The sequence below is a fragment of the Liquorilactobacillus mali genome (assembly GCF_001437155.1).
In the GTDB taxonomy this organism is placed as follows: Bacteria; Bacillota; Bacilli; order Lactobacillales; family Lactobacillaceae; genus Liquorilactobacillus; species Liquorilactobacillus mali_A.
Genome location: NZ_JQAR01000010.1, coordinates 1 through 21,773, shown reverse-complemented (window position 1 = coordinate 21,773; position 21,773 = coordinate 1). Strand labels below are relative to the sequence as shown.

21 protein-coding genes and 1 riboswitch are annotated in these 21,773 nt (G+C 36.4%); of the genes, 20 read left to right on the top strand and 1 reads right to left on the bottom strand.

Features of this window, described 5'->3' with window-relative positions; all coding sequences use genetic code 11:
* The first annotated feature begins 61 nt into the window (after positions 1-61).
* The 14 genes from IV36_RS05925 to IV36_RS05860 all read left to right on the top strand — a co-directional run bounded on the left by IV36_RS05925 (position 62) and on the right by IV36_RS05860 (position 12,646).
* Positions 62-820 (top strand): ABC transporter ATP-binding protein, encoded by a 759-nt coding sequence (locus tag IV36_RS05925; protein WP_056991273.1) that lies wholly within the window; start codon positions 62-64, stop codon positions 818-820.
* Between the two features lie 17 nt (positions 821-837).
* Positions 838-2,631: an FtsX-like permease family protein gene (locus IV36_RS05920; protein ID WP_056991271.1), complete on the top strand. Its 1,794-nt coding sequence runs from the start codon at positions 838-840 to the stop codon at positions 2,629-2,631.
* A gap of 60 nt (positions 2,632-2,691) precedes the next feature.
* The gene (locus IV36_RS05915; RefSeq protein ID WP_187328433.1) at positions 2,692-3,054 is read left to right on the top strand and encodes a GntR family transcriptional regulator; all 363 of its coding nucleotides are present in this window, start codon (positions 2,692-2,694) and stop codon (positions 3,052-3,054) included.
* Positions 3,055-3,059: 5 nt separating this feature from the next.
* On the top strand, positions 3,060-3,926 hold the full coding sequence (locus tag IV36_RS05910) for an ATP-binding cassette domain-containing protein (protein ID WP_056991267.1): 867 nt from the start codon (positions 3,060-3,062) through the stop codon (positions 3,924-3,926).
* Positions 3,923-4,714 carry a hypothetical protein gene (locus tag IV36_RS05905; RefSeq protein ID WP_056991265.1) on the top strand — a complete coding sequence of 264 codons (792 nt, stop codon included), beginning with the start codon at positions 3,923-3,925 and terminating at the stop codon, positions 4,712-4,714. Before IV36_RS05910 ends, IV36_RS05905 begins: the two co-directional genes overlap by 4 nt.
* A gap of 74 nt (positions 4,715-4,788) precedes the next feature.
* Entirely contained in the window at positions 4,789-5,667 is an 879-nt protein-coding gene (locus tag IV36_RS05900) for a hypothetical protein (RefSeq protein ID WP_056991263.1), read from the top strand.
* A gap of 11 nt (positions 5,668-5,678) precedes the next feature.
* Positions 5,679-6,548, top strand: a complete 870-nt coding sequence (locus IV36_RS05895) for an RluA family pseudouridine synthase (RefSeq protein ID WP_056991261.1) — start codon at positions 5,679-5,681, stop codon at positions 6,546-6,548.
* Between the two features lie 111 nt (positions 6,549-6,659).
* On the top strand, positions 6,660-7,307 hold the full coding sequence (locus IV36_RS05890; RefSeq protein ID WP_056991260.1) for a metal-dependent transcriptional regulator: 648 nt from the start codon (positions 6,660-6,662) through the stop codon (positions 7,305-7,307).
* A 164-nt stretch (positions 7,308-7,471) separates the two neighbouring features.
* Positions 7,472-7,672, top strand: a complete 201-nt coding sequence (locus IV36_RS05885; protein ID WP_003689193.1) for a cold-shock protein — start codon at positions 7,472-7,474, stop codon at positions 7,670-7,672.
* Positions 7,673-7,738: 66 nt separating this feature from the next.
* Positions 7,739-8,908, top strand: coding sequence for an MDR family MFS transporter (locus IV36_RS05880; RefSeq protein ID WP_056991258.1), 1,170 nt, complete (start codon positions 7,739-7,741; stop codon positions 8,906-8,908).
* An 89-nt stretch (positions 8,909-8,997) separates the two neighbouring features.
* Complete coding sequence (locus IV36_RS05875; protein WP_056991323.1) at positions 8,998-9,705, top strand: threonine/serine exporter family protein; 708 nt, start codon at positions 8,998-9,000, stop codon at positions 9,703-9,705.
* Between the two features lie 12 nt (positions 9,706-9,717).
* Positions 9,718-10,152, top strand: coding sequence for a threonine/serine exporter family protein (locus tag IV36_RS05870; protein ID WP_056991256.1), 435 nt, complete (start codon positions 9,718-9,720; stop codon positions 10,150-10,152).
* A 390-nt stretch (positions 10,153-10,542) separates the two neighbouring features.
* On the top strand, positions 10,543-11,979 hold the full coding sequence (locus IV36_RS05865) for an ABC transporter permease (protein ID WP_056991254.1): 1,437 nt from the start codon (positions 10,543-10,545) through the stop codon (positions 11,977-11,979).
* Positions 11,980-11,989: 10 nt separating this feature from the next.
* Positions 11,990-12,646, top strand: coding sequence for an ABC transporter ATP-binding protein (locus IV36_RS05860; protein WP_056991252.1), 657 nt, complete (start codon positions 11,990-11,992; stop codon positions 12,644-12,646).
* Positions 12,647-12,808: 162 nt separating this feature from the next.
* Here IV36_RS05860 and IV36_RS05855 read toward each other — a convergent pair whose 3' ends face one another.
* A complete protein-coding gene (locus IV36_RS05855; protein WP_056991250.1) occupies positions 12,809-13,849 on the bottom strand; it encodes an LCP family glycopolymer transferase in 1,041 nt (346 codons plus the stop codon).
* Between the two features lie 328 nt (positions 13,850-14,177).
* Here IV36_RS05855 and IV36_RS05850 point away from each other — a divergent pair, with 328 nt between their 5' ends.
* The 6 genes from IV36_RS05850 to serS all read left to right on the top strand — a co-directional run bounded on the left by IV36_RS05850 (position 14,178) and on the right by serS (position 21,285).
* Complete coding sequence (locus IV36_RS05850; RefSeq protein WP_056991249.1) at positions 14,178-14,849, top strand: zinc-ribbon domain-containing protein; 672 nt, start codon at positions 14,178-14,180, stop codon at positions 14,847-14,849.
* 31 nt (positions 14,850-14,880) lie between these two features.
* Positions 14,881-15,435 carry a GNAT family N-acetyltransferase gene (locus IV36_RS05845; protein WP_056991248.1) on the top strand — a complete coding sequence of 185 codons (555 nt, stop codon included), beginning with the start codon at positions 14,881-14,883 and terminating at the stop codon, positions 15,433-15,435.
* Positions 15,413-15,931 carry an Rrf2 family transcriptional regulator gene (locus IV36_RS05840; RefSeq protein ID WP_003689176.1) on the top strand — a complete coding sequence of 173 codons (519 nt, stop codon included), beginning with the start codon at positions 15,413-15,415 and terminating at the stop codon, positions 15,929-15,931. Before IV36_RS05845 ends, IV36_RS05840 begins: the two co-directional genes overlap by 23 nt.
* Before the next feature lie 247 nt (positions 15,932-16,178).
* A complete protein-coding gene (gene alsS / locus IV36_RS05835) occupies positions 16,179-17,861 on the top strand; it encodes an acetolactate synthase AlsS (RefSeq protein WP_056991246.1) in 1,683 nt (560 codons plus the stop codon).
* A 74-nt stretch (positions 17,862-17,935) separates the two neighbouring features.
* Positions 17,936-18,113: riboswitch (Lysine riboswitch) on the top strand.
* Positions 18,114-18,254: 141 nt separating this feature from the next.
* Entirely contained in the window at positions 18,255-19,718 is a 1,464-nt protein-coding gene (locus IV36_RS05830; RefSeq protein ID WP_056991245.1) for an amino acid permease, read from the top strand.
* A gap of 298 nt (positions 19,719-20,016) precedes the next feature.
* The gene (gene serS / locus IV36_RS05825; protein WP_056991243.1) at positions 20,017-21,285 is read left to right on the top strand and encodes a serine--tRNA ligase; all 1,269 of its coding nucleotides are present in this window, start codon (positions 20,017-20,019) and stop codon (positions 21,283-21,285) included.
* Positions 21,286-21,773: the final 488 nt, after the last annotated feature.

Here is a 21,773-nt window from a genome sequence, read left to right as displayed (position 1 = left end):
GTTAGTGATATGGTTAGTTACACAAGTGATTAACCGATTAACAAAAATGGAGGAGATAAGGATGCAAGAAACAATTATCGAAGTCAATAATCTGAGAAAAATATATGGTAAAAAGAATGAAAAACAATATGAAGCATTAAAAGCAGTTAATTTTAGTGTCAAAGATGGAGAATTTGTTGGAATCATGGGAGCTTCTGGTTCAGGAAAAACAACTCTTTTGAACATGCTTGCAACTTTTGACAAGCCAACTAGTGGTTCAGTAAAGATAAAGGGCGAAGAAATAGCAAAGTTAAAAGGAAATGCACTTGCTGATTTTCGTGCTAGTAGAATTGGATTCATCTTTCAGGACTTTAACCTTCTTGAGAATTTAACTGCTGCAGAAAATATAGGCTTGCCGCTATCTTTACAAGGAGTCTCAGCTAAGAGGATTGATGCGATTATAACAAAGGTTGCTAGTGAACTTGGTATCTTTGAGCTATTAAAAAAGTATCCAAGTGAACTTTCCGGTGGGCAAAAGCAAAGAGTTGCGTGCGCGCGAGCTTTGGTACATAATCCAGCAATTTTATTTGGTGATGAACCAACAGGGGCACTTGATTCAAAGTCTGCCCGCGAATTATTGGAGCTTATGTCAGAAGTCAATAAAAATATGGGAACTTCAATTTTGATGGTTACCCATGATGCCTTTTCAGCAAGTTTTTGCAAAAGAATAATTTTTATTAAAGATGGCAGGATTGAACGTGAACTAATCAGAGAAGATAATCAAAATCGGAGTAATTTCTACCAAGAGGTCTTAGACCTTTTAGGAACGTTTGAGCAATAGAGTGGGGGGGAGAATTAATGCTACAAAAGTTAGCGGTAAATGGTATTAAAAATCGTTGGAAAGATTACTTAGTACTTTTTTCAGGATTGGTAATTTCAAGCTCCATTTTTTATTTGTTTGAGACACTCTCAACGAATGGAAGATACTTGAAAGAAAATGGTGCAATAGTCAGCATGATAGGATATATATTTGCCTTTGGTTCTATCTTATTAACGTTGATCACGCTTGTATATATTAACTATGCAAACAATTTCTTGTTAAGTATGCGGCAAAGAGATTATGGATTATTCATGATGTTGGGAGCACGCAAGGGGAAAATTGGACAATTAATTTGGATAGAAACAATGTTGATTGGTTTTTTATCGACAGTCGTTGGTGTTATTGTTGGCATTGTGTTGAGTACAGGAATGCAAAATATCGTTATAAAGTCTTTAGGCTTAACTGCAAGATATTATGCACCCATTTGGTGGAAAGCAATTCTTTGGACCTTCATCCTATATCTTGGTCTATTCTTCTTGGCAGCAATTTACAATACTTTCTTAATGACAAGGAAACCTGCACTCAAATTATTAAAGAGTCAGCAAAAAGCTGCAAAAAAACAGCTTCCTATGTGGATGCAGTTTATCCAAGCTCTAATTGGTATTATTTTGCTCACGATTGGATATGGGGTAATCCAAAATGCAGTTAAATATGGGAGTAAGACCATTCCGATTAGTTTATTTACAATTACCTTTGGAACATTTTTTGTCTTTAATTCGATTGTGACAGTTGGAATTAGTTTGTTGCGTAAAACAAACTTAGCAAAGAAAAACTTAAATGGATTTACTTTGGGACAACTAGAGTTTCGAGTACACGACTATACCAAAATTTTAACAGTAGTTACAATGCTATTGGCACTAGCACTCGGTGCGATAACAACGGGTATTGGTTTCAATAATATTACAGACAAGACGGCAGAAGCACAATCTGCATATACCTTTGGCCTATTCCAGCCAACTTCGAAACAACGGACCCTAATCAAAAAATTAGACATTGAACAGCAATCAAGTTATTCATATAAGGTTTCGGGAAATGCTGTTTATTTCGAAGAAACACAGTTTGAAAAACAGCCATTTCAAACTGTTAAATTTAATAGCAAAAGTTTTACTTCAAGTTATGCAAAGTTAAGTGTTGCTGAACTCAAAAAAGACAGCTATCCATTGCAAAAATTTACAGAGAGCATACAGCCTAACAGGCAGGTCGTGCTCGTAGATGCACAAAAATTTACTGCAATTCAGGGGCAACAACAGACTGCTTTATTCTTTAGAGCAAAAGATACACCTGATGCACAGAGTATTCTTTCGCAAATCTCAAATCTTGAATATGCAAAAAGTAAACAGAAAGATAGGACAGATGCGATTCAGGGAAACTATGATGCAAAAATTTATGTGGTAAAGCCACTTTATTCAGGACTAGAGTTTATGGGAATCTTCCTTGGAATTGCTTTTTTGGCAATGTTAGCAAGCTGCTTGATGTTTAAAATTCTCTCAGGTGCATTTGAAGATGTCAGAAGGTATTCGATGTTGGCTAAATTGGGCGTGCGTAAGTCATTACTGCAAGGAGCAATTGCTAAGGAAATTGGAATATTGTTCGTTTTACCGGCAGTTGTAGGTGTTGTACATGTTTTAATTGGCTTGAACTTGTTTAAGGGGATACTGATTAATCCATACTATGGTATTTGGCTGCCATTTACGATATTTGCCGTATTATATCTACTATACTATTTCATAGTGCTCTTCATGTATCAAAGGATTGTACTAAAGAAGATTTGACAATTAATGACTAAAGTTAGTATCCTTGAGTTTACGGTTGATGATGATGAGGTGAAAAAGATGCAATTTAATTTTAACAGCACGGAACCAATCTATTTGCAGGTCGCCAGTCAGATTGAGGAAGCTATTTTTACTAAAAACTATGCCGAAGAAGAGCAGATTCCTTCGACCACTGAAATTTCGCGGGATTTTCATATCAATCCTGCAACAGTGCTTAAGGGAATTAATCTATTGGTAAGTGACGGCTTGGTTGAAAAAAAGCGCGGGATTGGGATGTTTGTTGCTCAAGGTGCATACGAAAAACTTGTAAGGAAACGACGGGAATTATTTTATCAAGATAAGATTGTTCAAGTTGTTGATGAGGCTAAAAGGTTACAGATATCGAAGGAAGAACTACTAGATTTAATCAAACGGGGGTTTTGATTGATATGGGAATTGAAGTTAAGAATATTCAAAAAAGTTTTAATAAAAAGAAAATCTTATCCGATGTTAGTTTAGAATTAGAACCTGGAAAGATATATGGCCTCCTTGGACGAAATGGTGCAGGGAAGAGTACTTTGCTAAGTATCATGGCCAACAGAATATTTTCGGATTCTGGCGATGTATTATTGGATGGTAAAAGTGTTTTTGACCATGATGAGGCATTAGGCCAAATTTATTTGATGAGTGAACGTAATCTTTATCCTGAAGGAGCGAAGATTGAGAGAATCTTCAAATTGACGGAACTTTTTTATGGTTCATTCAATTATGATTATGCTAATGAGTTAGCTAACAAGTTTGGCTTAGATGTAAAGCAAAAATTCGGTAAATTATCAACAGGCTATCGAAGTATTTTTAAGTTGATTATTGCTTTGGCTGTCCCCGCAAGATATATTTTTTTAGACGAACCTATTTTAGGGTTGGATGCAAATCATCGTGAACTTTTCTATCGTGAGCTACTTGACAATTATGTCAAAACACAAAAAACGTTTATAATCTCAACGCATATCATTGAAGAAATCACGAATATGCTCGAACATGTCTTTATTCTTTGTCATGGGGAGATCGTGATTGATGGTGATGTCGAAGATGTATTAAAAAAGGCATACTTGATAGCCGGACCACAAAAAGATGTTGATGATTATTGTCGTGGTCTCAACATAATAGGTAAAGAGAATCTGGGAAGCATTCATGGAAATTATGTTTATGGTAATTTGGATGATAATCGGATCTTGCCAGATACTGTTTCTGTTGAGAGGATGGATTTGCAAAAACTCTTCGTTAATCTTACTAATATGGAGGAGACTAAGAAATGATGACAAAAAAAGAAATTAGTGTTACCAATTATTTTTTTAAGAATACACTTAGAAAACTTGGCTATATGTTAGTTTGGTTAATCTTTTCGTCACTATTCTTCCCCTGGGTATTTAATGGATTTAATGTTGAGAATCTTTCTGTAAATAATGCTTTAAAAAACACTGAAGTAGGTCCAATTCTTGCCATTCTTATTTCAGGAATTGCACTTTTTCCTTACAATGATTTTAAATTATTAATTCAAAATGGAATATCACGCAAGACATTTTGGAAGGCAAGAATACTTTCCTTTTTAGCTATTAGTATTTTGGGACAGTTAATCGCAATTGTCGTAGCACTTTTAAATCCATACACACACCATTCATGGCAAGGAAACTCTCTGTATATGCAGGTGTATGGCAAGTATTTTGGCAGTACAGCAATGAATTCTTTTATGGGGTTATGCTTTATTTTAATTTCAACATCGGTTGTAATGATTGGTGCAATCATGGTAGGTAGTATTTTCAGTTTATTCACTAAAAAGGCTAAAGTGTATATCTTTATTGGGCTTTTTGTAATGGGCGTGGTCTTTATTAATTGGATTTCGATGGCCGCACAAAATGACCATATGCGAAATGCTATCAAAAATGCTGACTCTTTTCTTCATTTTATTATTGGGTATGGTGGAACTAATGTAAAGGTAGGGGACTGGAATCCAACTATGCCATTTGTTGTGGCCATACTAACGGGTATAGTCTGTCTACTTGGAAGTTATGCTGTAATGAAACACTTTAAGATTAAGAATGAGTAGATGTTGTTTTTAATCTGATTTTTTGGGTTATACTGATAGTAGGATTTTAGATAACTTTAAAAGGTTGGTGTTTTATGTTGATTGAACCAGGACAAACATACAGACGTACTGGAAAAGAACGGTATACAAATGAACCAGGAAAGAGTGTGAGCCGGTACTTAGTATTTTTTATCGGTATAGCATTGATGATGATTGCTGGTACATATGCACTGAAAAATACAATACTGAACGTCAAGGTAGCTGTTTCAGAGGTTACTAAAACAGTTTATGTCAAGCAGGCTACAACCACTCTAAATAGTGTTGTGGCTGCTTTAGCATCTCAAAATAATATACCATCTTCTTTAACATCTAATCTAGTTACTGAGAGTCAAGTTAAAACAGACTTAGCAAGTGTTACACGTAATATTTATGCTGGGAAAAGCGAGATAATTGATAGTGCGTTGATTAAGAAACAAATTGAGCAAAATCTTACAAAAAAAGCTGAAAGTGCCGGTATTTCTACCGATAATGCTGTTTATCAGTCTGCTCAGAATACATTTTTGAGTGGGATGAGTTCTTATATTACCAGCAAAATAAGTGCAACGCCAGCGGCAAAGCTGGCAAAGGTAATTGCAAATGTCAAAAAGACAAATAGCCTGATATTCATCATTGGGATTATTTCATTTATTGTTCTATCATTATTATTAATAATTCACGATCGAAATATTTTTAGAATTGCATATTATTTGGGTATTTCGGCAATATGGAGTGGTATTGTGTTGGCCGCAGTAGCCTTTTTAATTGGAAATTCAGAAATTCCAAACAAAATTGCAAGTATGGCAGACCAGGCTAGCGGATTGATTGGGACCTTGTTGCAAATTACATTTGAACAGATCCAAAGCTATGGGCTGCTGTTAATTGCAATTGGTTTTGTGCTCCTCATTTTGGGATTACTAAGAAAGATAATAAGATAGGAATTTAGTTAATGAATTATACATGGGTAAATAACGAAGCTAAGCAGACTGTTAAGAAACTGTTACTGGCTAATGGAATAAGCCAACGTCTTTTGAGTCAAATCAGACGTGGAAAAGGAGAAGTATTGGTTGGTGAAAGGCTTAGTAAAATAACAACAATAGTGCCTTGTGGTCAGGTGGTAACCTTGAAACTACCAAATGAAAATAATGATGACATAGTGGCGGCTCAAGGCAAACTCACAATATTATATGAGGACAAGAATTGGCTGATTGTTAATAAGACAGCTGGGATGACGACTGTTCCTGGGCCAAGTAATCGAGAAACAACACTTGTCAATTATGTAAAAGGCTACTTAGTTGAATCCGGTTCGGATGACCTAGTACCACATATTATTACAAGACTTGATCGTTTTACGAGCGGGATTGTTTTAATTGCCAAGAATAAAGTCGCCCAAGGAATGATCGATAAGATTGATCGCAAAGACTTTGAAAAATATTATTTAGCAATTGTTGAGGGCCATTTGTCATCAGAACATGCAATTATTAATAGGCCGATTGGAAGGAAGGGTTCCAACATACGCAGAGAAGTTATGGCTGGAGGGAAAAAAGCTGTTACCGAATATTGGGTGAGAGAACGTACCAGTGATAATTCACTAGTATTGGTGAAGCTCCATACAGGGAGAACACATCAGATTAGAGTGCACTTTAACTCAATTGGTCATTCTTTACTCGGAGATGAATTGTATGCTGGTAATCTAGATAGGATAACGAGACAAGCATTGCATGCATTTAAACTAAAATTTTTAGATCCATTCACACAAAAATATATTGAGATTGAGTGTGATTTGCCTGAAGATATGCGGCAAGCTTTGAAAAAATAGTGTACTTTGATAAGGAAATATTTATATTATTTTGGCAGGGTAATTTTTTTTTGCTATAATGTAGCATGAGTGCATTAACATAATTATAAGGTGCTAAAGGAGTGGAACTGTTTGACACCAAAAAAAGAAGACTATTTAAAAATCATTTTTGAATTGGGTGGGACTCAAAAAAAGGTCTCAAATAAGCAGATTTCATTAAGCCTGAATGTTGCGGCTGGGTCTGTCACTGAAATGGTGGCAAAATTAGTTAAAGATGGCTTGGCTGTACATACACCTTACGCAGGAATTTCTTTAACTAAAGAGGGCATTAAGGTTGCAGAAGAATTAGTACGAAGACATCGCTTATGGGAGACATTTCTGGTATCTGCACTGGGCTATAAATTACAAGATGTTCATTCTGATGCTGAAGTACTCGAGCATATTGCTAGTGAGAACTTAATGGAGCATTTAGATGCTTTCTTAAATCATCCGACACATTGTCCGCATGGCGGCGTGATTCCAAATAAAAATGGTGATTATAAGGAAGATGGACACAACGTTTTGGCTGAAGCAAAAGATGGAGAAGTAGTGAAAATCGAACGTTTCATTGATAATCATGATTTATTGACTTACTTAGATGATATTGAACTGCAAATTGGTGATGAGCTAAAAATAATAGGACATTCTCCTTTTGAAGGACCAATTAAGATTATGATTACAGAAACAGGGCAGGAAATGAGCGTTAGCTTTAAAGCAGCACACTATATTTTTGTAAAATAGTGATACTGCACTATCTTTTTTTAAGATGGCATGATATACTAAGGGTGTATTTTTGTATAGGTTACCGTGGTTAGAATGTTTCAAATAACTTTCCCCATTTGTGCCGATCAAGAATTACAACTATTATTAGATAGTGCCTGATAGGCACAAGGAGGAGTTTATTCATGGAACAAGGTACAGTAAAGTGGTTTAATGCAGACAAAGGTTTTGGTTTTATTACTCGCGAAGATGGTAGCGATGTATTCGTTCATTTCTCAGCTATCCAAGGCGACGGTTTCAAAACTTTAGATGAAGGCCAACATGTTACTTTCGATGTTGAAGAAAGCGACCGCGGACCACAAGCAGTTAACGTTACAAAAGACTAATTTAAAGTCGAAAAGCAACCGAAGCGAGACAGCAGTCTCGCTTCGGTTTTTTTTGTTAGGAGAGAGATGAAAAATTTAAAATTAAGATGGCTGCTAATTGGAAACCTGATTTCAAGTACTGGAACAAGTTTCATTTGGCCGCTCACAACCGTATATATGCACGACTATTTGGGTAAATCCTTGGCACTTGCAGGAATGGTTTTATTTATAGAGTCACTAATTATGATTGGTGGAAGTTATATCGGTGGGTACATATATGACCAAGGCCGTGGACGTTTTTGGATGCTATTTTCAATTACGGTTTCGATTGCTGCACTGTTATTATTGGTCTTTTTCAATAAATGGCCGGCATATCCAGTACTATTGATTGTTAATGGTTTCGCTGGAGCGATTGCAAATACGATTATTAATGCTTTAGCCGCGTCCATTAAGAACCACGAAGCAAGTTATGTGTTCAACATGATGTATTTTATGGCGAATATTGGGGTTGTATTAGGAACATTAATCGTAGGTTTCATCGTCAAATTAAACATTAGATATATTTTCGTTGTGACACTTTTATTGTACATAGTTTTCTTTGTAATTGCTTCGACAAAATACGTGTTTGAAAATATCAAAATTGAGAAGGACAAAAGCTCAGTTGAAGGAGAAATATCTCAAAAGACAGCAAACAGGAGTATTCTTATCATCAGCGGAATATTGCTAACGTATTTAATGATTCAAATGGGGTACGCACAGTGGCAGTCAAATCTGTCTGTTTACATGCAAACATTAGGAATTGGATTAAATAAGTACAGTTACTTATGGACAGTTAATGGAATAATTGTGGTAGTTGGACAGCCAATTATCAGTTTTCTTGACAAAAGGTACGGAATAAATGATTTCAAGAAAGTATATCTAGGTTATGTAATGTTTGTGATTGCTTTTGCATCTTTGATTTTTGCGAAAGACTATCTACATTTTATGATTTCAATGATAATAGTAACATTTGGTGAAGTAATTGCATTCCCAGTTATTCCAGCAATCGTTGCAAACCTGAGTAGCGATTCTGAAAGAGGAAAATATCAAGGATTTGTTAGTATTGCAGCTTCAACCGGTCATGCGGTCGGTCCTTTATTAGGCGGTGTGATAGTTGAAATGTTTTCATATGGATTATTGTTTGAAACAATAGTTTTATTGGTATTGGTATTTACAATCATCAGCCTAATAATTACTTATTTTAATTTAAAAAAGTAATTGCAATTTTTATAATTGTATTAGATAATTCTCCCAAAAAGGTTGTGAAGTTTGTGACTAAAAACGATCTTATTATTGAAACAATTTTAATGGCAGGAAAGATCATGATTGAAAATGGTGCAGATATGGCTAGGGTCGATGATACGCTAACACGAATTGCACGTAATGCAGGAATTGATAATCCAAAGATTTTTGAAACAACTACAGGAATTTTAATGTCAATTCCAAAGCAAGCAGCTGCGCAGGTCGAACCTATTCAAAAGAGGACGATTGATCTAGAGAAGGTTTCTTTAGTTAATCAGAATTCGAGAGCTTTTCAGGACGGACAAATCTCGTTGAACGAATTCCGCAACAACTTGGTAAAACTAAATATTTCAACACCGTTTTTTTCTTTTTGGTTACAACTGATAGCCGCCGTGATTGTGAGTGTAACTCTGATGATAATGTATGGCGGATCTTGGCGTGATATAATTGCGACAGCTTTTGCAGGGGGGCTTGGATACAGCTGTTATTATCTAATTAATAACCGACTTAAAATCAGGTTTGTTAGTGAATTTTTGGCGTCTTTTCTTATAGGAGTTATAGCTGTTTTATTTGTTCGGCTGCAATTAGGGTCACGGATTGGGATGATTACTATTGGTGGTGTAATGCCGCTGGTACCTGGAGTACCAATCACCAACGCGGTTCGGGATGTATTTGCTGGGCATTTTCTTAGTGGAATGGCCCGTGCGATGGAGGCACTTCTAAGTGCTTGCGCAATAGGCATGGGAATTGCTTTTGTTTTCCGTTTCTTATGAGGAGAGTGCAATATGATGATAATACAGATAATTTGTAGTTATTTAGCAACAATTGGTTTTGGCATTATTGTTAATATTCCACATAGAGCACTTAATTCTTGCGGTTGGGTAGGGGTCTTAGGCTGGGTGACCTATCTGGTGATTAAGATGGCCAATGGGGGGACAATGCTGGCTAATGCGGTGGCTGCTTTAGCGATAGGGCTTAGTTCAATCTTTATGGCTCGTAGGTTAAAAATGCCAATGATTTTGTTCAATATTCCAAGCCTTGTTCCACTGGTTCCTGGTGGGCAGGCATACAAGGCTGTGCGCAATTTTGCCGTTGGGAATGACTTGGCGGCAATTAGTAATTTGGTACAAGTTGCGATGATTGCTGGAGCAATTGCTATGGGATTTTTCGTCTCAGAATTGGCCGCTAGAACATACTTTAGAATTACTGTAAAGCATTAAATGTTAACTTATAAGGGAGCCGGGTCAAGGGCTATATTCTGACCCAGCTCCTTTATTTACTTCGTATAGAGGTGTTCCATAAGTCAAAGTTCTTTGTTTAATTGCGAATGACTTACAGCAAAATATGTGTAATGAGTGATTTCGTATTAGTATTCAAATTTTATTGACTTATGTCGCACTTCCTTTTTATTTGGAAAAAGAAGTTCACGATATTAACAAATTTAATGGAATCTTTTGTCGGGAAATATTCTAAAATTATTCACAACTTCCAATTAATATTAATGAAGTGCAGGAAAACAATTTCTGAAACAACTAGTAAGGCATAAGACAAAAAATGGAGGAAGCTGCCAAAAAATTGTGTTATGGCACTTTAAACATGGAGGCGAAAGAATGAATTTTATCAAAAGAGCTTTTCTCAACATTAAAGAGAAAAAAGGCAGATCGATATTACTTCTCTTAGTAATGTCAGCAATATTATTATTTGTATTATCTGGGATCATTATTCAAAACGCGGCAAAGAGTGCAATTGCAACAGCTAAAGAAAGTTCAAATGCTACGGTTACATTGACCGCTAACAGAGAACAAGCTTTCAAGAAGACAAGAAAGAGCAAGTCTAAGCCGACAACTTTGAGTTTACCAAGCGTCAGCATTGCTACAGCTAAAAAGATAGCTAAGTCTAGTTATGTTAAAAGCTATAATGTCACGAATAGCACAACTGTAAATGCAAAATCATTTACTGCAATAACGACATCTTCAAGTAATCAGGGACCATCAATGGGTGGGAACAGCAAGTCACAAAGTTCAAGTTCTAGTCAAGGTGACATTACACTTTCTGGAGTTTCAAGTACTTCAACTATCCTATCGAGCAGCAGTGCAAAGTTGGTTTCTGGACGCGGATTAACAGTCAGCGATGCTGATACTAATAATGTTGTTATTGAAAAAGAATTAGCAAAGGACAATAGTTTAAAAGTCGGTTCAACAATTAAAGTTAAAGATACGAACGATAAGGTTCGTACTTTGAAAGTTGTTGGGATATATAAAGCATCCAATACTGCCAGCACAGGCGGAATGGGACAATCTGATCCAGGCAACACAATTTACACGTCGGCACAATACGTCAATAAAGTTAAGGGAACGACTGGTAAAGCAGAATCAGTAACCTTTACAATGAATAATCCTGCCAAAGCAAGTACATTCATTAAACAAGCTAAAAAACTGATTAGCACAAGCAAATTTTCACTGACAACTGATGACAGCACTTATCAATCATTGTTGACACCGCTAAACAATGTTAAATCATTTGCCAACAAGATTGTATGGTTAGTAAGTATTGCAGGTACAATTATTCTTGCATTGATTGTTATTTTAATGATTCGGGAAAGAAGATACGAAATCGGAGTTTTGCTTTCAATGGGTGAGAAGAGATGGAAAGTTATTTCTCAATTCTTCACAGAAATGTTTGTTGTCTTAATATTCTCGACGATTATTGCGGTAATTGGTGGAGGATTTGTTGGAAATTACATGTCTAAGGAACTCGTCTCGCAATCTACATCTTCTACAACAAGCACGATGACGGTTAGCAGTGGTCAAGGCCAAAGCCAAGGTGGCGCACCAACCCAAGGTGGTATGCCAGGCGGTGGAGGTGCTACACAACAAGGCCAGAGTGTTGGAAGTCAACAGAGTAGCTTATCTAACTTAGAAGTATCAGTCAATATGATGTCAATATTTGAGTTGTTTGGCTTCGGATTAATAATTATCCTGATTGCCATTTTAGCAGGAACCGTCAATGTCTTACGATTAGAACCAAAGAAAATTTTGATATTATAGGAGGCAGAATATGATTACAACAAAAAATTTGGCATATTGGTATGACAATGCTGATGAAAAGCTCTTTGAAGATATTAATTTACAATTTGATGCTGGAAAGCTGTACGCGATAATCGGAAAGAGCGGTTCTGGTAAAACAACATTCTTGTCGTTGATTGCTGGGCTTGACACTCCTAAAAGCGGTACGGTTGAATTTGAAGGAGAAGAACTGAAGAAGATTGGTTTGATGAACTATCGAAAAAAATGCGTCTCGATGGTATTTCAATCATATAATCTATTAACATACATGTCTGCGCTTGATAATTTATTATGTGCAATGGCAATTACTGGTGCCAAGCATGCAGGTGATAAAAAGTATGCTTTGTCCTTACTTGATAAGATTGGCATTGATGAAGATAATGCCAAAAGAAAGGTAACGAAATTATCTGGTGGGCAGCAGCAAAGAGTGGCAATTGCACGTACGATGTGTTGTGATTCAAGATTCGTAGTGGCCGATGAACCAACAGGTAATCTTGACGAAAATAGTACAAATGATGTACTGGAGTTGTTCAAACAAATTGCGCATGAACAAAATAAATGTGTGGTTATCGTAACTCATGAATTTGATGTTGCTCAAAAGTGTGATTCGATCATTGAACTTCGCCAAAAGAAATTCGAACAGGTTTAGAGTGTATTATTAAAAATAAAGTGTGATATAAGGTGATAAAACTTGAGCACTAGCTTAAAATCAAACGGATAATGTGAGTCATAGTACACGTTACACGGAATAATAAAGGGACTAGATCAAAATTCTGCTTTTGATCCAGTCCCTTTTATATGCGGCAGTATGTTATTTTTCAGTCGTATTTATGCTACTTGAATTTAGTAAAGTATTACCAGTTGTTGCAGTTTCAAGATTAAGTGAAGAGCGAATCAAGTTTGTAATTCGTTGCTTTTCAGTTTCTGGAACTGCTTCAAAGGATATGCCTGATACCAAATCAGCCTCGCCTTGCAAGTGATCTGAAGTCATATTACGTGTTGCAACGCGATATTTAAGTGCCAGCATTATCATGTCGTTGAATGTAATATCTGTTTTTAGCTGTTTCTGAATCTCTTTGAAGAAACGTTCTTTCAAGAGAGATTTTAATTTTGTCCCATTCTGAGCAACTTTCGTTAAGACTTGGCGCTGTCTTTGTTGCCGTCCATAATCTCCTAATGGATCAGAATGACGCATTCTAACGTATGCAAGAGCTGCACTGCCATTCATATGCGTTTTTTTATTTTTAACGAATGAATGTCCATCGTATGAAAAAGTCAAGATAGGCTTGATAGTAATGCCACCAACAGCGTTGACCATGTTTTCAAGTCCACCCATGTTAATTGTTGCATAGAAGTCAATGGGGATATTTAAATAATTTTGAACGGTTTTAACTGCGGTACCGGAGCCGCCATAATCATACGCTGAATTTAACTTACTGGGATAATATTGCTTATATCCTGTCACTGCAACAAGGGCATCACGTGGAAGACTAACGATTGTCATTTTCTTTTTTTGCGGATTTAATGTTAGGACAATCATGGTATCAGTCCTGCCCTTGAAACTCCGGCCAACAGCTCCAGTATCTGTTCCCATCAGTAGAATGGAAATAGGTTTACCTTCTTTTAATAAATTTTGAGTATTTCGAGCTTTTGTTATCTTGCTTGAGCTGTATATTTTGGTCGTCATTTTTTGGGCATCCTTATAGAGATGTCCTAGATACAGAAAGAAAATTCCAAGCAGAACAACGAAAACAAATAGAAATGCCGTAAAATATTTATGTTTCCGTGGTTTAGCAGCTTGCCTTTTTCTTTTGTTTACTTCTGAGCGCTTTACTTCTGGCTCTTTGACCACAATATTTCATCTCCTCTGATGAATTAACAGTTATAATTTTAACAGAGAATAATAGTTATGACCAATTAAGAAAATAATAAGAAAAGGGCTTATATTGGTGTAAATATGAAACAATTACGAATAAATAAGTACTGACATCGGTTTAAAAACAATTTATTGATTGGAAAGCATGTGTAAATGATGTATGTTTGGTAAGATTTGGTATGAAGATAATACTTTTGTTAATATTTAAAAATATAAGAAATAAAAACTGTAGTAAAATTAAAAATGGTGAAACAAACGAATTAATTGATGTGTATGCCAAAGAAGGGGCAAGGTGGTTTAATTAATGAAATGTCAAAGTTGCGGATACAGTATTGAGGAAAATGAACATTATTGCAATCATTGTGGAACAAAACAGGCAATTTTTGAAGATGGGTTTGAAGCAAAAAAATGTAAATTTTGTAAAAAAGATATACCAGTTAATGCAAATTATTGCGTATATTGTGGGAAGGATCAAGCCTTTATTGATGTAAAAAGTTTTTCAGAAAAAGCAGCAGCGGAAAAAGTACGGCCAAATTCGGATGAGACAAAGGAGAAAAAATTATCACTGAATGAAAGTGAAAAACCCGGAATTTTTGTTTCTACGAAATTAATGATTAAAGACATGTTTGTATTGCAAAAAAGAATGGGAAGAGCTGACTTTTGGTGGTCAATTGCGGGCATGTTTGCACTGTCATTGGTATTTGGCTTGGTGTTGGGTGAAGTACTTGTAATTGTGAATGAAATTAATCCTGCCGTTGTAGATTTGACAGAACGAATCGCAATAAGCCTGTGGATGACTTTGATTTATATTTCAATTACAACTGCTCAAATAAGGCGTCTTCATGACTGCAGTTTACCAGGAATCTTGATACTTATGAAATTTTTGTTTGGGTTTGGAGACTTTTTGTTACTTTTACTACTAATTTTACCCCAATCAAAGCGTGATATGAGTTATACTTTCAATAAGAAGCAGTAGATAAACTATATCCAGTATCGGAGAATTAGTGATGATCAGTGGAAATAAAATACTATTAAGGCATGTTCAACTTGGTGATGTTGATGATTTATATGAGTACAGCTCTCAAAAAGAGGTCGCTCAAGCAGCTGGCTTTATTCAAAGCGGGAATTATTCGGCAGCTAAGGATTTCTACGCTGAACTTGATAATGATCTAGCTTGGGTAATAATTCTGAAAACTGGTAAAGTTATTGGAAATGTTTGTTTATATGAACAGGGACTTGATTTTGCGAAACAAACTGAAAAACGAGTGGCAATAGGGTATGCTCTCAATAATAAGTATTGGAATAAGGGTTATATGTCTGAAGCACTGATATTGCTAGTTGAATGGATTAAGAATAACAAAATGGAGATAGATGTAATTGAGGCATACGTCACTAACCAGAATATTGCATCACAGCGTGTGCTGGAAAAGGTAGGATTTTCAGTCTCTTCAATCATTGATGTTCCATATTTTGATACACAACTAATGAACGATAAAGTAATAGCTTATGAAAAAATTTTAAGAAAAGGAGAAGTTGAATATGCAGTTAACCAAGGGCTTTGAGCAGGCAGCGTGTATTATTGCACTTTTAGCAACTCAAAAAAGAGATATACCACTGTCATCGCAGATGATTCACGAAAGGATAAAGGGTTCGCAAACTTATTTGCAAAAAATAATGCGTAAATTAGTAGTTGCAGGTTTAATAACATCTGTTTCTGGAAATAGCGGCGGATTTTCTTTGGCAAAGGATCCAAAAGAGATAACTTTGCTCCAAATTGTGAATGCGACTGAGGGAAACATAAAGACATATCCTGAATTAGGCTTTCTTGACTTGGTTTTTAAGGACTTCTTGCCAATATCGCATGAAGCAACACACGTGATTGATGAAATTTTTCAAGAAGCTGATAAACGATGGTGTGAATATTTAAGTGAAAAAACGGTTTACGATATCATCATAGAAACTTTTGATAATCGACAATTTAAGCTTGTTGATTGGAATGATCCTGATGTGACAAAAAATCAAGAACTGGGAGACCTGTTGAAGGATATTAAATATTGAGATAAAAGGGTAATTGGGTGCGGTTTTTTTCAAAGTTACATTTTTAACAAAGCATATTTTTTTAATCTATATAATTCCATAAGTACAAGTAATTGCTTACATAAATAATAATTATTTTATTCACAAGAAAAAAACAAACTAGTATTTAACAGCCCCTAATGCTATCATAATTCTTGAATTTACTAGCATCATTTACTAGTGATGTAGACAAGTCAATATGATTTGATTGAGAAGGAGTTTTACTACAATGGAAGACAAGGAAAAATATTATGGTGCCGACGCATTAATTGACAGTCTTGCAAATCATGATGTTGAATATGTATTTGGTATCCCTGGTGCAAAAATTGACCGTGTGTTTGAAAGACTTGAACATCCAACTAATTCAAAAGCACCAAAACTAATTTTAACTCGTCATGAGCAAAATGCTGCATTTATGGCTGCAGGTATTGGTCGTATTACTGGCAAACCAGGTGTCGTATTGACGACTTCAGGGCCTGGTGCAAGTAACCTTGCAACTGGTCTTGTTACTGCAACAGCTGAAGGAGATCCAGTTTTAGCTATTTCAGGACAGGTTCAAAGAACTGATTTACTTCGCTTAACACATCAAAGTATGGACAATGCAGCTTTGTTTGCACCAATTACAAAATATAGTGCTGAAGTGCAAGATCCTGACAATATTTCTGAAGTTGTTGCTAACGCTTATCGTGAAGCAGAGGCAGGAAAACAGGGAGCAGGGTTCGTTTCTGTACCTCAAGATGTTGTTGACTCTGAAGTGAATACAAAGGTAATCAAACCGTTGATTGCACCCAAGTTAGGACCAGCGAGTCCAGTTGAGTCTACATTACTCGCACAAAGAATCAAGGCGGCTCAAATGCCTGTTTTGCTTGTTGGGATGCGTGCGTCGTCTCCAGAGGCAACAAAGGCAATTCGAGCATTGATTGCAGAGACACACTTACCAGTTGTTGAAACATTCCAAGGAGCAGGAATTATTCCCCGTGATATGGAGAATGATTTCTTTGGTCGTGTTGGGTTATTCCGCAATCAGCCAGGTGACCGTTTACTTAAAAAGAGTGACTTAGTTGTTGCAATTGGTTATGATCCAATTGAATATGAACCAAGAAACTGGAATGCTACTGGGGATGCAAACATTGTAGTTATTGATACAATCGAATCTCAAATAGATAAGAATTTCCAACCTGAGCGCGAGCTAATTGGTAATATTGAGCAAACATTAGATTTCTTGTTACCATACATGAAGGGCTACGAGGTTCCCAAAACATCACGCAAGTACTTGGCAGATTTGCATGTTAAGCTTGAAGAACGTGATGAAGCTCCAGCAGTTAAAAACGATCAAATTTTAAATCATCCATTAAGTGTCATTCGTGAGATGCAAAGCCACATAACTGATGATATGACAGTGACCGTTGACGTAGGTAGTTTCTATATTTGGATGGCGCGTCATTTTAGAAGTTATGCTCCTCGTCATTTATTATTCAGTAATGGTATGCAGACACTAGGTGTTGCTTTGCCATGGGCAATTGCAGCAGCTCTAGTTCGACCAAATACGCAAATTGTCTCAGTTTCTGGTGATGGTGGTTTCTTATTTTCTAGTCAAGATTTAGAAACGGCGGTTCGCCTTAACTTAAATATTGTGCACATTATTTGGAACGATGGTAATTTCGATATGGTTAAATTCCAAGAGGAGCTTAAGTATGGGCAGGATGCTGGTGTAAAATTTGGGCCAGTCGATTTTGCCAAGTATGCTGAAAGCTTTGGTGCTACTGGGATGAAAGTTACAAGGGCAAGTGAACTCAAAGCAGTTCTAGATAAGGCGTTTGCAACAAAGGGCCCAGTTGTGGTCGATATTCCAGTTGACTACAGCTTTAATCACGAATTAGGTACACAAATTTTAGAAGATCAAATTCATTAATTATTAGTTTAGAAAGGGCAACACTTATTTTTAATAGGTGTTGTCTTTTATTTGGGACGGCGTATAATTGAGTCATATCGAAAAGAGGTTGCAAATGATATCAGTAACTGCAGTGAGATGTTGAAGCGTTGATGAGCTGCAGTGAAAGGAGATTTTGCCGAAATGATTAGCTGCTTTAACAGCTGGTTGTTGGGATTCAGCTTAAGAGGTTGGGGACTGTCGTGCAGGTTTGCACGGAGAGCTATCGAGTATGACTTTTTATTGACACTTATGAATTATAAAAGTCTTGCTGCTGTTAGCGGTAAGACTTTTTTATTTATGTTGTATTTATGTTTAAAAAGCTAGTTGACTGGAGCACATGCTTGGTTGCCTCTTGAAAATTTAGGAGGAAGAATGGAAGCAAAAAAAGTTACGAGAAAAGTTAGTCGTACGCTGAAGACAAGACATTTATCGATGATTGCCCTTGGTGGAAGTATTGGAACTGGTCTGTTTGTTGCAAGTGGCTCTGCAATTAGTACTGCAGGACCTGGTGGGGCTTTAGCAGCCTACATAGGTATAGGCGTGATGGTCTATTTTTTGATGACTAGCCTAGGTGAGATGGCAACATACTTGCCGGTCACAGGGTCATTTGCAACATATTCCAGTAGATTTGTCGACCCTGCATTTGGCTTTGCAATGGGATGGAATTATTGGTTCAATTGGGCAATCACTCTGGCGGTTGATGTCAGTACAGTTGCCTTAGTGATGAAATTTTGGTTTCCCCATATTCCTACATGGATATTCAGTATGGTTGCTCTGTTAATTATATTTGCCATTAATGCTTTTTCAGTTTTGTCATTTGGAGAGGCTGAGTATTGGATGTCACTGATCAAGGTAGTTACAGTTATTATTTTCTTAGTAGTTGGTTTTTTAACGATAATTGGCATTATGGGTGGTCATGCTGTAGGACTTGAAAATTTTGTCTATCATAAAGCACCATTTGTTGGAGGAATTCCAACTCTGTTAAGTGTCTTTGTAGTAGCGGGTTTTTCATTTCAAGGAACAGAACTAATTGGGATTACGGCTGGTGAGTCGGCTACACCTGAAAAGAGCATTCCCAAGGCGATTAAACAAGTATTTTGGAGAATTCTATTATTCTATATTCTTTCGATTTTTGTAATTGCTTGTTTGATACCATATACAAGTTCTAACCTATTAGGCTCAAGTGCGAGTGATATTGCAATTAGTCCATTTACGCTTGTTTTTAAGCGAGCAGGATTAGCTTCTGCTGCAAGTGTGATGAATGCAGTAATCCTTACTTCAGTAATTTCTGCTGCAAATTCAGGTATGTATGCTTCTACAAGAATGCTTTTTTCACTAGCACATCATGGTAATGCTCCGCGAATATTTAATAAATTAAATACACGAGGAGTTCCCTTCTATGCATTGTTGGGAACAACTGCAGTTGGATTGCTGACTTTTTTTGCAAGTGTGTATGGTACTAGAATATATTCGTTCTTACTGAGTGCGAGTGGGTTAACGGGATTTATCGCTTGGCTTGGAATTGCGATTTCACATTATCGCTTTAGAAAAGCCTTTAAGGTGCAAGGAATGTCATTGGATAATTTGAGATATCGTGCAAAGTGGTTTCCGTTTGGCCCTTTACTTTCTTTCGTTTTGTGTGTACTGGTGATAATCGGACAAGATTTAAAGTCATTTGCTAACTGGGACTGGCAGGCAATCGGTGTCAGTTACATGAGTATTCCGTTGTTTTTGATTCTATTTCTCTATTATAAGATCAAGTATCATACAAAAATGATTCCACTACAGGAAGTTGATTTGACACCGCATGATATTGCAAGTAAAAAAGTTGAATAATAGTTGCAATTCTATTGAAAAAATATTACTATTGTCTACAGATAATATATGAGAATATCAGAAAACATTTGAGTACGCCTATAAGTAGACTTTCAGAGACATGGTGGTTGGTGAGAACCATGAAGTCGAAATTCCAGCGTTCGTTATGTGGGCAGGTAATGCTGCACGGGAGACCGTTATTTTAGTTGAGTGCGATTTTTTTTGAAATCGAACTTGGGTGGTACCGCGAATGAAGTCTTTTCGTCCCAATTATGGGATGGGAAGGCTTTTTTAATTAAAAATTGGAGGAGAAGCACAAATGTTAGATATTAAGATGATTCGTCTCAATGAAGATGAAGTCAAAACAAGATTGGCAACACGCAATGTTAAACCTGAAACAATTGATGAACTGCTTGAACAAGATAAGATTCGTCGTGAATTGGTCGTTAAGACAGAAACGCTGAAACAAAAAAGAAATGAAGTATCACAAGCGATTGCTCAAGCGAAGAGAAATAAAGAAGATGCAGGGGCAGCTATTGCTGAAATGAAGGAAGTTGGTAATGAGATAAAACAACTTGATGAGCAGCTTAATGTGGTGAATGACAAAGTTCTTGATATGGCAGCGAGACTACCCAATTTACCAAACCCGACGATTCCTGTTGGACCAGATGAAGCAGCTAATGTAGAGATCAAAGTTGTTGGAACACCTCGTAAGTTTGCCTTTGAACCAAAGGCACATTGGGATATAGGAGAGAAACTCGGAATTTTAGATTTTGAACGTGGAGCAAAAGTTTCGGGTAGTCGATTCTTATATTACAAAGGATGGGGTGCTAGACTGGAACGTGCTATTTACAATTTCATGTTAGACGAGCATGCAAAGGAAGGTTATACGGAAGTATTGCCACCTTATTTGGTAAATGGAGCTTCAATGTTTGGCACAGGACAATTCCCAAAATTCAAAGAAGATGTTTTTCAGATTGAAGGACAGGATCTAACTTTAATTCCTACCGCCGAAGTACCTTTGACAAATTATTATCGTGATGAAGTTATTCCAGATGAAGATTTACCAGTATACTTTACTGCACTATCACCATCTTTCAGGTCAGAAGCCGGTAGTGCTGGTCGAGATACAAGGGGATTGATAAGACTGCATCAATTTAACAAAGTTGAAATGGTTAAGTATTGTAAACCAGAGGATTCTTATGATGAATTAGAAAAAATGACTTTAAATGCTGGCAATATTCTTGATAAACTGGGACTTCCATATCATGTGATTACACTTTCAACTGGTGACATGGGCTTTTCTGCAGCAATGACTCATGATGTTGAAGTTTGGATGCCTTCACAGCATGTATATCGTGAAATTTCAAGCTGTTCTAATTGTGAAGACTTTCAGGCACGAAGGGCACATATTCAGTATCGTGATGAAGACGGCAAGCTGAAATTTGTGCATACCTTGAATGGCTCGGGACTTGCTGTTGGAAGAACGGTGGCGGCGATTATAGAGAACTGCCAAAATGAGGATGGCTCAGTTACCGTACCAGAAGTACTTCGTCCATATATGAATGGACTAGAGGTTATTAAGTAGACGTAATTTGGAATTTGTCGTCTAAACTAAACTAGTACGGAGTGTGGCTTAGTCAGGTGAAATTCGAGGCTAGGTAGAACACCCTTACTTATGGAACATGGTCTACCTAAATAAAATAGTGGAGTCAGGTCAAAAGCTATCTTTTGGCCTGACTCCTTTTTGATGTGACGGTTTTAATGATATAGAAGATACAGGTTATTTGGTAATATAAAGTGTTGAGAATAAAAATAAAAAAAGTTGTTGACGCAATATAAAATAGTTGGTATGATATTCATTGTTGTCAAGGAGATTGCTTGTCTTTTTATTCTTGATAAGGATGTACATAGTGAGGTTATTTTAATAAATTATTAATTTTGAAATTCAATTTGAGTTAAAAACTTATTGACATTTTAATGAATAGTGTGTATAATAATTTCTTGTGTCATATCTAGAAGTAGACCTTTGAAAACTGAACAAAGTTTCGACAAATCAAATGTGTAGGGTCTCTT

Excerpts from the sequence above, each read along its gene's own strand:
- IV36_RS05885 (WP_003689193.1), top strand. The coding sequence starts at position 7,472 with ATGGAACAAGGTACAGTAAAGTGGTTTAATGCAGACAAAGGTTTTGGT.
- IV36_RS05875 (WP_056991323.1), top strand. The coding sequence starts at position 8,998 with ATGGCAGGAAAGATCATGATTGAAAATGGTGCAGATATGGCTAGGGTC.
- IV36_RS05860 (WP_056991252.1), top strand. The coding sequence starts at position 11,990 with ATGATTACAACAAAAAATTTGGCATATTGGTATGACAATGCTGATGAA.
- IV36_RS05915 (WP_187328433.1), top strand. The coding sequence starts at position 2,692 with ATGCAATTTAATTTTAACAGCACGGAACCAATCTATTTGCAGGTCGCC.
- IV36_RS05850 (WP_056991249.1), top strand. The coding sequence starts at position 14,178 with ATGAAATGTCAAAGTTGCGGATACAGTATTGAGGAAAATGAACATTAT.
- IV36_RS05880 (WP_056991258.1), top strand. The coding sequence starts at position 7,739 with ATGAAAAATTTAAAATTAAGATGGCTGCTAATTGGAAACCTGATTTCA.
- IV36_RS05910 (WP_056991267.1), top strand. The coding sequence starts at position 3,060 with ATGGGAATTGAAGTTAAGAATATTCAAAAAAGTTTTAATAAAAAGAAA.
- IV36_RS05840 (WP_003689176.1), top strand. The coding sequence starts at position 15,413 with ATGCAGTTAACCAAGGGCTTTGAGCAGGCAGCGTGTATTATTGCACTT.
- alsS (WP_056991246.1), top strand. The coding sequence starts at position 16,179 with ATGGAAGACAAGGAAAAATATTATGGTGCCGACGCATTAATTGACAGT.
- serS (WP_056991243.1), top strand. The coding sequence starts at position 20,017 with ATGTTAGATATTAAGATGATTCGTCTCAATGAAGATGAAGTCAAAACA.
- IV36_RS05845 (WP_056991248.1), top strand. The coding sequence starts at position 14,881 with ATGATCAGTGGAAATAAAATACTATTAAGGCATGTTCAACTTGGTGAT.
- IV36_RS05905 (WP_056991265.1), top strand. The coding sequence starts at position 3,923 with ATGATGACAAAAAAAGAAATTAGTGTTACCAATTATTTTTTTAAGAAT.
- IV36_RS05920 (WP_056991271.1), top strand. The coding sequence starts at position 838 with ATGCTACAAAAGTTAGCGGTAAATGGTATTAAAAATCGTTGGAAAGAT.
- IV36_RS05870 (WP_056991256.1), top strand. The coding sequence starts at position 9,718 with ATGATGATAATACAGATAATTTGTAGTTATTTAGCAACAATTGGTTTT.
- IV36_RS05900 (WP_056991263.1), top strand. The coding sequence starts at position 4,789 with ATGTTGATTGAACCAGGACAAACATACAGACGTACTGGAAAAGAACGG.
- IV36_RS05925 (WP_056991273.1), top strand. The coding sequence starts at position 62 with ATGCAAGAAACAATTATCGAAGTCAATAATCTGAGAAAAATATATGGT.
- IV36_RS05865 (WP_056991254.1), top strand. The coding sequence starts at position 10,543 with ATGAATTTTATCAAAAGAGCTTTTCTCAACATTAAAGAGAAAAAAGGC.
- IV36_RS05830 (WP_056991245.1), top strand. The coding sequence starts at position 18,255 with ATGGAAGCAAAAAAAGTTACGAGAAAAGTTAGTCGTACGCTGAAGACA.
- IV36_RS05895 (WP_056991261.1), top strand. The coding sequence starts at position 5,679 with ATGAATTATACATGGGTAAATAACGAAGCTAAGCAGACTGTTAAGAAA.